Origin of the sequence: Xanthomarina sp. F1114 (assembly GCF_026410255.1) — a bacterium.
GTDB lineage: Bacteria > Bacteroidota > Bacteroidia > Flavobacteriales > Flavobacteriaceae > Xanthomarina.
Window position 1 is genome coordinate 169183 of record NZ_JAPMLL010000002.1, and the last position, 11708, is coordinate 180890.

General features: G+C 32.8%; 12 protein-coding genes. 9 read left to right on the forward strand and 3 right to left on the reverse strand.

The genetic code is table 11. The annotated features are described in order from the left end of the window. Positions 1–9 precede the first annotated feature (9 nt). Genes OS188_RS02120 through OS188_RS02130 form a run of 3 tightly spaced genes read left to right on the forward strand, consistent with a single transcriptional unit; the run spans position 10 to position 1567 of the window. Entirely contained in the window at positions 10–873 is an 864-nt protein-coding gene (locus tag OS188_RS02120; protein WP_267147164.1) for a sigma-70 family RNA polymerase sigma factor, read from the forward strand. Positions 874–916: 43 nt separating this feature from the next. Next, positions 917–1111: a 30S ribosomal protein S21 gene (gene rpsU, locus OS188_RS02125; protein WP_267147165.1), complete on the forward strand. Its 195-nt coding sequence runs from the start codon at positions 917–919 to the stop codon at positions 1109–1111. A 6-nt stretch (positions 1112–1117) separates the two neighbouring features. Next, on the forward strand, positions 1118–1567 hold the full coding sequence (locus OS188_RS02130; protein WP_267147166.1) for a GNAT family N-acetyltransferase: 450 nt from the start codon (positions 1118–1120) through the stop codon (positions 1565–1567). Here the strand turns inward: OS188_RS02130 and OS188_RS02135 are convergent. Next, positions 1560–2354, reverse strand: a complete 795-nt coding sequence (locus OS188_RS02135; RefSeq protein ID WP_267147167.1) for a DUF2797 domain-containing protein — start codon at positions 2352–2354, stop codon at positions 1560–1562. The two genes, OS188_RS02130 and OS188_RS02135, sit on opposite strands and share 8 nt — an antisense overlap. A 128-nt stretch (positions 2355–2482) precedes the next feature. Between OS188_RS02135 and OS188_RS02140 the strand changes: the two genes are divergently transcribed. Continuing rightward, positions 2483–3997 carry a GH3 auxin-responsive promoter family protein gene (locus tag OS188_RS02140; RefSeq protein WP_267147168.1) on the forward strand — a complete coding sequence of 505 codons (1515 nt, stop codon included), beginning with the start codon at positions 2483–2485 and terminating at the stop codon, positions 3995–3997. A 301-nt stretch (positions 3998–4298) separates the two neighbouring features. Here OS188_RS02140 and OS188_RS02145 read toward each other — a convergent pair whose 3' ends face one another. After that, entirely contained in the window at positions 4299–5171 is an 873-nt protein-coding gene (locus tag OS188_RS02145; RefSeq protein WP_267147169.1) for a MerR family transcriptional regulator, read from the reverse strand. Positions 5172–5320: 149 nt separating this feature from the next. Here OS188_RS02145 and OS188_RS02150 point away from each other — a divergent pair, with 149 nt between their 5' ends. The 5 genes from OS188_RS02150 (at position 5321) to OS188_RS02170 (ending at position 10325) form a co-directional block, all read left to right on the forward strand. Further along, positions 5321–6754: a fasciclin domain-containing protein gene (locus OS188_RS02150; RefSeq protein ID WP_267147170.1), complete on the forward strand. Its 1434-nt coding sequence runs from the start codon at positions 5321–5323 to the stop codon at positions 6752–6754. A 100-nt stretch (positions 6755–6854) separates the two neighbouring features. Next, positions 6855–8318, forward strand: coding sequence for a bifunctional phytoene desaturase/3,4-desaturase (crtID, locus tag OS188_RS02155; protein WP_267147171.1), 1464 nt, complete (start codon positions 6855–6857; stop codon positions 8316–8318). A gap of 1 nt (position 8319) precedes the next feature. Then, positions 8320–9156 (forward strand): phytoene/squalene synthase family protein, encoded by an 837-nt coding sequence (locus OS188_RS02160; RefSeq protein ID WP_267147172.1) that lies wholly within the window; start codon positions 8320–8322, stop codon positions 9154–9156. Positions 9157–9179: 23 nt separating this feature from the next. Further along, positions 9180–9635, forward strand: a complete 456-nt coding sequence (locus tag OS188_RS02165; RefSeq protein WP_267147173.1) for a sterol desaturase family protein — start codon at positions 9180–9182, stop codon at positions 9633–9635. Between the two features lie 3 nt (positions 9636–9638). Next, the gene (locus tag OS188_RS02170) at positions 9639–10325 is read left to right on the forward strand and encodes a lycopene cyclase domain-containing protein (protein WP_267147174.1); all 687 of its coding nucleotides are present in this window, start codon (positions 9639–9641) and stop codon (positions 10323–10325) included. 118 nt (positions 10326–10443) lie between these two features. Here OS188_RS02170 and clpX read toward each other — a convergent pair whose 3' ends face one another. Then, on the reverse strand, positions 10444–11676 hold the full coding sequence (clpX, locus tag OS188_RS02175; protein ID WP_267147175.1) for an ATP-dependent Clp protease ATP-binding subunit ClpX: 1233 nt from the start codon (positions 11674–11676) through the stop codon (positions 10444–10446). Between the last annotated feature and the right edge of the window lie 32 nt (positions 11677–11708).

Sequence of the window (11708 nt, forward strand, 5' to 3'; positions counted from 1 at the left end):
ACAATCTGAATGAGGCAATTAAAAATCACCAAGCAAGTTACAAATAGAGAGTCTAAATCTTTAGACAAATATTTGCAAGACATTAGTAAACTTCCTTTAATTACGGCGGATGAAGAAGTAGAATTGGCACAGCGAATTCGTGAAGGAGATCAACTTGCTTTAGATAAGTTAACCACTTCCAACCTACGATTTGTGGTTTCTGTTGCAAAACAGTATCAAAATCAAGGATTGACATTACCAGATTTAATAAACGAAGGAAATGCAGGCTTAGTAAAAGCTGCGAAACGTTTTGATGAAACTAGAGGGTTTAAATTTATTTCTTATGCTGTTTGGTGGATTAGACAAGCTATTTTACAAGCTTTGGCAGAGCAATCTAGGATTGTACGTTTGCCATTAAACAAAATTGGCTCTATTAATAAAATTAATAAAGCTTATTCTTATTTAGAACAAGCTCATGAGCGCCCACCTAGCCCAGAAGAAATTGCTAAAGAATTAGAAATGACAGTAAGCGATGTGAAGCAGTCTTTAAAAAATTCTGGACGCCATTTATCCATGGACGCACCTTTAAAAGAAGGTGAAGATTCTAGTTTATATGATGTGGTAAAATCAGGAGAATCGCCAAATCCAGATAGAGAACTCATGAACGACTCGTTAAATCTCGAGGTAAACCGTGCTTTAAACACCTTATCGCAAAGAGAAGCAGATGTAGTAAGACTTTATTATGGAATTAATAATGAGCAACCAATGAGTCTCGAGGAAATTGGCGAAACCTTTGGATTAACCAGAGAACGTGTCAGACAAATAAAAGAAAAAGGCATTAGAAGACTTAGACATACATCAAAAAACAAAATATTAAGAACTTACTTAGGATAGTTTTAAATAAACATTTAACTTTAACCCCTACTAAAATAAACAGATGATAAAGATTGAAATAAAAGAAGGAGAGAAAATTGACAGAGCTCTAAAACGTTACAAAAAGAAACACCGTAACGTTAAAATCATGCAAAACATTAGAGAAAATCAATTCTTTACAAAACCTTCAGTAAAGAAAAGAAGACAGTTACAAAAAGCCGCATACATACAAGGCTTAAGAGACCAAGAAGACATTTAGAATTATATGCTTTTTAAAGTATATGATTCTGAATCCAAACCTTCAAAAGAAGAAAAACAATATATTGTAAATTTTTTACATAGTCATTTACAAGAATTTAGCGATACCAAAGAAGCTATTTCTAAATGCTTAGATTATGCTGTAAAAAATACAATTTCTTCCTTTGGAGGTTTTGTCTTGGTATTAAAAGAAAAAGAACTTATACAAGGAATTACTATTATTAATAAAACTGGAATGACAGATTATATTCCAGAAAACATTCTAGTATATATTGCTGTGCACAAAAATGCCAGAGGAAAAGGTATTGGTAAAAAACTGATTCAAGAAGCTATTTCTTTAGCTCATGGAGATATTGCTCTTCATGTGGAACCTAATAATCCAGCTATAAAACTCTACGAAAAACTTGGCTTTACCAATAAGTATCTAGAAATGCGTCTTACAAAAGACACTAATTAATAGATATAGCCACTACATATCCCTCGTTACTACGAACATTAAAAACTGTTTCGTCTTCAAAGATTAAGTACTGCCCTTTAATACCTACTAATTTCCCAGTAAAATCAGGAGTTTTTCCTAAGTTTAAACTTTTAGGCTTTTTAGGGTAATGCAATACAGGGAACTCAATATTTGTTTCAGAGTTTGAAGTAATATAATATTCTTTGGCCTCTTCTGGAATATATTGTTTCAACTTCTCTCTCCAGGCCACCAAATCCTCATCGGCAATCTCATTCTTCAACATGGTACGCCAATTAGTTTTGTCTGACACATAATCTCTTAACGCAATTTCTGTAATACCTGCTAGATATCTATTTGGCACCTCAACAATTTCTATCGCTTCATGAGCACCTTGATCAATCCATCGAGTTGGCACTTGACTTTTTCTAGTAACTCCTACTTTTACATGACTTGAATTAGCTAAGTAAACAATATGAGGCTGTAATTGCACCCTCTTTTCGTATTCTAAATCTCGATCTTCTTTACCCAAATGCGCTGTGCTTAACTCTGGTTTTATAATCCATTCTGCTGCTTGAGGAATATCGAAAAAGCAGCTTTTACAGAATCCTTGTCTATAAATAGGTTTGTTCAAACCACAATTTAAGCATTGATAACCAACAAATTTTATATTAATAGTCTTATTTAATAGCTGATTCATATTAATAAAATCTTCTTTAAATATGAGATAGTATTGAATAGGATTAGAAATTTCCGTAGTCATTTTTCTTAAAACACCTTGGTATGTCATGTTATCAAAATTAAGATTAAAAATGTATAAAAATCTACTCGTTTAAAAAGAATGGTTTTAAATGAGCAGTTTTGACGCACATTTCAAAAAAAAAAGTATTATTTTTATTTTTTAAATATAACGCAAATATGCCAATTCCCATTGTAAATTCCATAGCTTCCTGGTTTTTAAAAAAACGTTTTCATCAAATAGATTTGTTTTTAAAGTACCCGAATGAAGTGCAACAAGAGTTACTTATTCAGCTTGTCAATAAAGCAAAAGATACGGAGGTGGGTAAACTATATGGTTTTGAATCTATTAAAGATTACAAAACTTTTTCTGAACGTGTACCTATCTCAACTTACGAAGAATATCAAAGTAAAATTGAACGTTCTCGTCGTGGAGAAAATAATATTTTCTGGCCACAACCTATTAAATGGTTTGCAAAATCGAGTGGAACAACCAATGCAAAAAGCAAATTTATACCTGTAAGCGAAGACTCTCTTGAAGATTGTCATTATGCAGCTAGTAAAGATTTGCTATGTATGTATTTAAATAACAACGAAAACTCACAATTATTTACGGGTAAAAGCTTACGTCTTGGAGGCAGCAAGGAACTCTATAAAGAAAATGGCACTTCGTTTGGCGATTTATCCGCTATATTAATTGACAATATGCCGTTTTGGGCAGAATACAGCAGTACTCCTAGCAATAAAGTCTCTTTAATGAGCAATTGGGAAGAAAAAATGCAAGCCATTGTAGACGAAACCATTCAAGAAAATGTAACCAGCTTAGCAGGCGTACCATCTTGGATGTTGGTATTACTAAACAATGTATTAGAAACCACGGACAAAGACACTTTATTTGATATTTGGCCCAATCTAGAAGTTTATTTTCATGGAGGCGTGAGCTTCTTACCTTATGAAGAACAGTATAAAAATATTTTACCTAAAAAAGATTTTAGGTATTATGAAATCTATAATGCTTCTGAAGGCTTTTTCGCCATACAAGATCAAAATAATTCTAGTGAGTTACTTCTTATGCTCGATTATGGAATTTTTTATGAATTTATCCCCATGGAAACTTTTGGCACAAAAAACCAAAAAGTAATTCCTTTAAGTGATGTGGAAGTCGATAAGAATTACGCTGTTATTATTACTACTAACGCCGGGCTTTGGCGTTATATGATTGGCGATACAGTAAAATTTACGTCCGTAAATCCATATAGAATAAAAGTATCTGGAAGAACTAAACATCATATAAATGCTTTTGGCGAAGAGCTTATTATAGAAAACGCTGAAGATGCTTTAAGAAAAGTATGCAAAAAAACAAAAGCAGAAATTGTGGACTACACAGCTGCTCCTATTTTTATGCAAGGCAAGGAAAAAGGTGCACACGAATGGCTTATAGAATTTAAAACGCCCCCTACAGATATTAATTATTTTAATGAATTACTTGATAGTGCCTTAAAATCTTTAAATTCTGATTACGAAGCGAAGCGTTACAATAATATGACACTAAACAAACCAACTATCCATATTGGTAGAGAACAGTTGTTTTATGATTGGTTAAAGCAAAACGATAAACTCGGTGGACAACACAAGGTACCAAGACTTTCGAACTCTCGGGACTTTCTAGATGCTCTATTAGATTTAAACAGATAACCCGTATTTAATCTGAAGAAAATATAAAAAATTACGTATAACGATTATTTTTTATGTTTTATCTAAAAGCCAAGGAGTTCATTTTTTTCTTACAGAATAAATGCTAGTTTTACTTCGCTATTAATTATTAACGATATCATTTATCTGGTATTTATATAAACCAAATAAATGCCAGATAGATGTCGTTTTTCTATATCTTCTAGAATATAACTTCCAATTATTAATTAACATATAAACTAAACAAAAAACCACTCGAGTTGAGTGGTTTTTATTTTCTTAATAGTTAGAGAATCTATCTCCCCTATTTTATTTGGTTTAATTTTTCAACTAAGTCATTGGGATGTGAGATATAAACTATTCGTTCATCTTTTGTACAGTCTCCAAGTACTTCAGGGTTTCCGGAAACTAATAATGGGACGTCTGTTTGTTTTAAAATGGTATCTAATTTTATATTTACAGGATCTTGAGTAGGTGTTATAAACATGGACAACATAACTTTTGGTTGGACTTCCTCAATTACTTGTTTGATATTTTCTGATGGTACATTCTGTCCAAGATAATACACTTTCCATCCCATTTTTTTTGCCATAAAATAAGCTAATAGCAATCCTATTTCATGATGTTCATTTTCCATTAAAAAAAGTATAATTACAGGCGCATTTTTTTCAGGATAGGGTAAGGCATCAATGGCGACAAACATTTTCTTTTTAATTAAATTAGAAACAAAATGTTCTTGTGCTGGCATCACTTTATTAATGCCCCACAAAACACCCACTTGATTTAAAAACGGATAAATTAATTGTGTTGTAGTGGTTAATAAGCCATGAGAATTAATATGATTATTTAAGACCTTATCAAAACTAGGCTCATCCATTTCAAGAGTAGCAATTATTAAAGCACCTATCTCATCTTCCTCAGAGCTCTCCAATAAACTTTTGCTAATTAACTCATGAATTTCTTTCTCAGACATTTTATCAATCTTAGAAATTCGGTAGCCTTTACGTGTAAGAATTCCAATATTCATTAATTTTTTTAATTGGGAATCTGTGTAATATCGAATATTCGTGTCGGTTCTTTCTGGAACTAAAAAATTATATCTGGTTTCCCATTTGCGCAAAGTATGTGCTTTTACACCTGTTAAAGCTACTATTTGTGCCATTGAATATGTGCTCATGTCTAATATTTTACTAAGCAAAGTTAAACAAAAATAAAGAAGTTAAACAAAATATAATTTAAAATTGTCTAAGTTTTTTTATTTTTTCTTTGACAAAACAAAATATTTTTCTACTTTTGTCTAAGTATTAATAAAAATTGATAGACAAAATGAAAACAAAAATCTTTTACCTCGTATTTTTTAGCCTCTCATTATTTCTTACATCTTGTAGTAATGATGACGACGGCCCAATGCCACAACCTCAACCGGAACCTCAAGAGCAAAATATTGTGGATATCGCCCTAGAAACTCCCGAATTAAGCTCGTTAGTAGCTGCTTTATCCAGAGCAGACGGAGATTTAGTAAGTATTTTAAGTAGTGATGGTCCTTTTACCGTATTAGCACCTACAAATGACGCTTTTTCTGCATTTCTTTCGGAGAACGGCTTTAGCTCTTTAGAACAAGTTCCAACAGATGTATTATCACAAATTTTACTCAACCATGTAATTATGTCTAATGTAAAAGCAAACGACTTAATTTCAATGGGTTCTGGATACACTTCTGGTAGTGCTACAGGAGCAGGAAGCCAAAATATAAGTATCTATTTTGATACAGCTAACGGCGTTATGTTTAATAATACCGCTATGGTTACTACTGCAGATGTGGAAGCATCAAATGGAACTATCCATATAATTGACAGTGTTTTAGACTTACCAGATGTTGTCGATCATGCTTTAGCAAACTCATCTTTTTCTAGTTTGGTTGCAGCTTTAGGAGCTGCAGATGGAGACCTGGTTAATTTACTTAAAAACGGCGATGGTCCTTTTACCGTTTTAGCACCAGACAATAATGCCTTTACCACTTTCTTAAATGGAACTCCATTAGGAGATGTTGATACAGCTGTATTATCTCAGATATTATTAAACCACGTTATTAATGGTACTGCTTTAACCTCTACAGATTTAGTAGATGCCGGAGCTGGATATACAAACACAGCTGCTACTGGTCCTGGAGCAAATGCTTTGAGTCTTTATTTCAATACTAATAGCGGTGTTATGTTTAACGGCATTTCAAGTGTAGCACAAGCAGATGTTGTGGGAACAAATGGAATTATTCATGCTGTAGATACTGTAATTGATATTCCTACTGTGGTGACTTTCGCCCTAGCAGATCCTAATTTTTCGACCTTAGTTTCAGCCTTAACAGATTTAACACCTGCAACTGATTTTGCAGCCATTTTATCAAGAACTGAAGGTAGTAATACAGACGGTATAAACCCAGACTTTACAGTTTTTGCACCTACAAACGATGCTTTTGCCGCTTTAGATTCTGTTCCCGCTGAAGCTGTATTAACTCAAGTATTGCTGCATCATGTAATTGCTGAAGCCAATGTAACTTCTGGAGACTTAAATAATCCTGGAGACACAACTGCAGGCACTTTGCAAGGAGATAACATAACAATTACTTTACCTGGAACTGGAGATAATATTGCCAATGTAACAGATGGTTCTGGAGCTACAGATATAGGAATTATAGCTGTAGATGTTCAAGCCGGAAATGGGGTGATACACGTAATCAACAAAGTAATGATACCTAATTTATAAGCAGTCAAAAAGATTAAAACGAATTAAAATAGGTTTTAGTTAGTTAGTAGTAAGCCGATAACTGTTTTTGGTTATCGGTTTACTACATTAAAAATGAAAAATGAAAAAAAATAAAATTGTCATTATAGGCTCGGGATTCTCTTCACTTTCCGCTTCTTGCTACTTAGCAAACAATGGTTTTGATGTTACTATTTTGGAAAAAAACAAAACGGTTGGAGGTCGTGCCAGACAATTAAAAAAAGAGGGATTTACTTTCGATATTGGTCCTACCTTCTATTGGATGCCCGATGTTTTTGAGCGCTTTTTTAACGATTTCAGTACCTCGACAGCAGCACATTACAAACTAAATAAACTTAATCCTGCATATCAGATTTATTTTGGTAAAAATGATTCAGTTTGTATCTCTGATAATTTTGAAGATATCAAACAAACTTTTGAAAACATTGAAAAAGGAAGTGGTAAAAAACTACAACAATTTATAAATAAGGCCCATAGAAACTACAACATTGCTATAAAGGATTTGGTTTATAAACCTGGAAAACACGTTTTCGAAATTATAAACCATAAAACTTTTTTAAAACTTTATGAGTTTGTTTTAACCATTAAGAGTCAAGTTTCTGGATACGTAAAAAACAAGCAACTTCAAAAAATATTGGAATTTCCTGTTTTATTTCTTGGCGCCAAGCCAAGTAACACACCTTCGTTTTACAATTTTATGAATTATGCCGATTTCAAACTAGGCACATGGCATCCCGAAGGTGGTATGTATGAAGTTGTAAAAGCCATGACCACCCTTGCACAAAGTTTAGGTGTAAAAATTATTACAGATAGTGAAGTAGAAAAAATAGAAAATAAAAATAAAACAGTTACAGGAGTCCAAACAAAAACGGGTTACTTTCCGTGTGACATCTTATTGAGTGGCGCAGATTACCATCATACAGAAACTTTGTTACCACAAGAGTTAAGACAGTATTCTGAAACCTATTGGAACAAGAAGACCTTTGCTCCTTCTGCCCTACTATTTTATGTGGGATTTGATAAAAAACTTGATAATGTTTCCCATCATACTCTATTCTTTGATACTGATTTTGAAGCACATGCTAAAACTATTTACGATACTAAGGAGTGGGCAGAAAAACCATTGTTTTATGCTAGTTTTCCAAGTATTACAGACAATTCAACAGCTCCTATGGGGAAAGAAGCTGGCATTTTCCTAATTCCTATTGCTCCAGATGTAGAAGACACGTCAGAGATTAGAGAACATTATTTTAAGCAACTTATAGAAAGAGTGGAAACCATTACTGGAGAAAGCATCAAAAACCACATTTTGTTTAAAGAATCTTATTGTGTGAATAATTTTAAAGACGATTATCATTCTTATAAAGGGAATGCCTATGGTTTAGCGAATACACTTATGCAGACTCATGTGTTACGGCCTAAGCTAAAAAGCAAGAAAGTAGATAACCTCTATTTCTGTGGGCAACTTACTGTTCCAGGACCTGGGGTTCCACCATCCTTAATATCTGGAAAAATTGTAAGCGAATTAATCTCAAAATACCATTAAAATGAAACAGCTATTTGACTCCTCCAGCCTCAAGTGTAGCAAAATTGTTACCAATACCTATAGCACCTCCTTTTCTTTAGGAATTAAACTTTTTGCACCATCTGTTCGTCCACACATTTACGCGATCTATGGTTTTGTGCGTTATGCAGATGAAATAGTAGATTCTTTTGAAGGTTATAATCAACAAGATCTATTTAACGACTTTGTGGAAGATTACAAGAAATCTTTAGATAGGAAAATAAGTTTAAACCCCATTATCAATGCGTTTCAGGAAGTAGTACATAGATATGACTTACATACCTATGCCGACGATTTTTTAAAGCGAATGGAAGCAGATTTATACGTTACAGATTACAACACCAAAGAAGCTTACGAAAACTATATTTATGGTTCTGCAGATGTGGTAGGTTTAATGTGCTTACGCGTCTTTGTTAATAACGATGAGAAAAAATTTAACGAATTAAAAGATGCAGCAAGACACTTAGGTTCTGCCTTTCAAAAAATAAATTTTTTAAGAGATTTTAAGGACGATGTGGAGCAATTAGGGCGTTCGTATTTTCCCAATTTGTCTCACAACGGCTTAAATAATGGCAATAAAAATGAGATTATTGCAGATATTGACAAAGATTTGGATGCAGCTTACAAGGGGATTATTCAACTACCCTTAGAAAGTAAATTAGGCGTGTATATTGCTTATAGATATTACTTAAAACTTTTGAAAAAACTAAAAAAAGCAGATTCAGAAAAAATCAGGAATAGACGCATTCGAATTTCGAATGGATTAAAAGTGTTTATTCTTACTAAGTCGTATATCCGGTATAAATTAAACTTTTTTTAAACACAAAATCAGTAACTTTAATTATGACTATTTTATTGTATATTTTAATAACTCTTGGAACCTTTTCTCTTATGGAATTGGTAACCTGGCTCACGCATAAATATGTGATGCATGGGTTTTTGTGGTATTTACATGCCGATCATCATCAGCCAAAGTATCCACATGTATTTGAGAAAAACGATGCGTTTTTTATCATTTTTGCTATCCCAAGTATTTTGTTGTTCTATTTTGGGGCCGTTCCAGAGCTCAACTTTATGTTTTTTATTGGTTTGGGGATTTTATTCTACGGAATCACCTATTTTTTAATTCACGATGTGTTAATTCACCAACGTTTTAAGTGGTTTAAAAACACAAGAAACAAGTTTCTTTTAGGCTTACGTAAAGCTCACAAAGTACACCATAAACATATGGATAAAGAAGAAGGCGAATGTTTTGGAATGTTGTTTGTTCCTAAAAAGTATCATAAGCAATACAAGTAAACTATGGAAATATACACCTATTTATTAGTTAATCTAGCTTGTATTTCTGTACCTTTTATTGCTAGCTTTTATCCGAAACATGCTTTTTATAAAGAATGGAGGCCTTTTTTTAAAGCCAATCTTATTGTGACTTTGTTATTTGTAATTTGGGATTCTATTTTTACTAAAATCGGTATTTGGGGTTTTAACGAGGCCTACTTAACTGGAATAAACATCATTAATTTACCGTTGGAGGAAATCCTGTTTTTTATCTGTATTCCTTATGCTTGTGTGTTTAGCTATTTTGCATTTCAGTATTTTTTTAAGTCAAATATTTTACAGAAATCGCAAGCTATCATATCTTATGTGCTTATTTCTATTCTTTTAATTGTCGCCATTTTTAATTACGACAAACTATACACTACAGTTACTTTTTTTGCTACCAGTTTTTACTTGATTTTCCTAGTTTATAAAAAGGTGGATTTATCCTTACATTATCTAAGCTATCTTTTTGTAATGCCCTTCTTTATTTTAAGCAATGGCGTTTTAACTGGCAGTTTTTTAGTAGAACCTATTGTTTGGTATAACGACGCTGAAAATCTAGGCATTAGAATAAGCAATATTCCAATTGAAGACTCGGTTTATGGCTTGTTATTGATTTTTATGAATATTGAGTTTTATAATTATTTTAAAAAAGAAAAGAGCCAATAAGGTTTTAAAAATCGAGCAGTAGCTTTAAAAGGCGTCTTTTCAGAAATATTGGATGTTTTGTAAACCAAAAAAGACCGCCTTTTCAGACAGTCTTTTTCAAATTGAACTATTTATTTAATTAAGAAACAGCTTTCAGTTTCTTAATAGTTGATTTTGTTAATTTCTCTTCAGCATAGGCTTTAGTTACTCTAATTTCTTTTTCGTCTGTTCCCGGCATCTCAAACATAGCATCTGTTAAGATTTCTTCGCATAAAGAACGTAATCCCCGTGCTCCAAGCTTGTATTCAACCGCTTTTTCAACTACAAAATCTAAAGCTCCATCTGTAATGCTAAAGTCAATTTCGTCCATAGCAAACAGTTTTTTGTATTGTTTGATAATGGCATTTTTAGGCTCTGTTAAAATAGATCTTAAAGTTTCAGCATCTAACGGATCCATATAAGTTAATACAGGAAGACGACCAATAATTTCTGGAATTAGTCCAAAATCTTTTAAGTCTTTTGGAATAATGTACTGCAACAAATTGCTGTGGTCTATACGTTCTTCAGACATGGAAGCGCTATAACCAACCGCTTGCATGTTTAAACGTTTCGAGATTACTTTATCAATACCATCGAAAGCACCTCCTGCAATAAACAAGATATTTTCTGTATTAACTTCTATAAATTTTTGGTCTGGATGTTTACGTCCGCCTTTTGGTGGTACGTTTACAACAGTTCCTTCCAGAAGCTTTAATAAGGCTTGCTGTACACCTTCTCCTGACACATCTCTTGTTATAGAAGGATTATCGCTTTTTCTAGCAATTTTATCTATTTCGTCAATAAACACGATTCCTTTTTCGGCTTTCTCTAAACTATAATCTGCAGCTTGCAATAAACGGGTTAAAATACTTTCTACATCTTCTCCTACATATCCTGCTTCAGTTAAAACTGTGGCATCGACAATTGCTAAAGGCACATTAAGCATTTTAGCAATGGTTTTTGCCATTAGGGTTTTACCTGTTCCTGTTTGCCCAACCATGATGATATTAGATTTTTGAATTTCAATATCGTCATCACTTGGAGGCTGTAACAGTCTTTTATAATGATTGTACACGGCTACAGACATTACTTTTTTGGTTACGTCTTGACCGATAATATATTCGTCTAAAAAATCTTTTATCTGCTGTGGTTTTCGCAACATAAGTTCTGCTGAAAGCTCGCTATTATCGGTTTGTTTAGATTCTTCTAAAACAATACCATGAGCTTGCTCGATACATTTATCACAAATATGAGCATCTAATCCTGCAATTAATAAATTTGTTTCTGGCTTTTTTCTACCACAAAACGAACATTCTAATTCTTCCTTTGCCATTACTTGAGTTTAAGGTTTTGAAGTTGAAAATT

Excerpts from the sequence above, each read along its gene's own strand:
- OS188_RS02120 (WP_267147164.1), top strand. The coding sequence starts at position 10 with ATGAGGCAATTAAAAATCACCAAGCAAGTTACAAATAGAGAGTCTAAA.
- rpsU (WP_267147165.1), top strand. The coding sequence starts at position 917 with ATGATAAAGATTGAAATAAAAGAAGGAGAGAAAATTGACAGAGCTCTA.
- OS188_RS02130 (WP_267147166.1), top strand. The coding sequence starts at position 1,118 with ATGCTTTTTAAAGTATATGATTCTGAATCCAAACCTTCAAAAGAAGAA.
- OS188_RS02135 (WP_267147167.1), bottom strand. The coding sequence starts at position 2,354 with ATGACATACCAAGGTGTTTTAAGAAAAATGACTACGGAAATTTCTAAT.
- OS188_RS02140 (WP_267147168.1), top strand. The coding sequence starts at position 2,483 with ATGCCAATTCCCATTGTAAATTCCATAGCTTCCTGGTTTTTAAAAAAA.
- OS188_RS02145 (WP_267147169.1), bottom strand. The coding sequence starts at position 5,171 with ATGAGCACATATTCAATGGCACAAATAGTAGCTTTAACAGGTGTAAAA.
- OS188_RS02150 (WP_267147170.1), top strand. The coding sequence starts at position 5,321 with ATGAAAACAAAAATCTTTTACCTCGTATTTTTTAGCCTCTCATTATTT.
- crtID (WP_267147171.1), top strand. The coding sequence starts at position 6,855 with ATGAAAAAAAATAAAATTGTCATTATAGGCTCGGGATTCTCTTCACTT.
- OS188_RS02160 (WP_267147172.1), top strand. The coding sequence starts at position 8,320 with ATGAAACAGCTATTTGACTCCTCCAGCCTCAAGTGTAGCAAAATTGTT.
- OS188_RS02165 (WP_267147173.1), top strand. The coding sequence starts at position 9,180 with ATGACTATTTTATTGTATATTTTAATAACTCTTGGAACCTTTTCTCTT.
- OS188_RS02170 (WP_267147174.1), top strand. The coding sequence starts at position 9,639 with ATGGAAATATACACCTATTTATTAGTTAATCTAGCTTGTATTTCTGTA.
- clpX (WP_267147175.1), bottom strand. The coding sequence starts at position 11,676 with ATGGCAAAGGAAGAATTAGAATGTTCGTTTTGTGGTAGAAAAAAGCCA.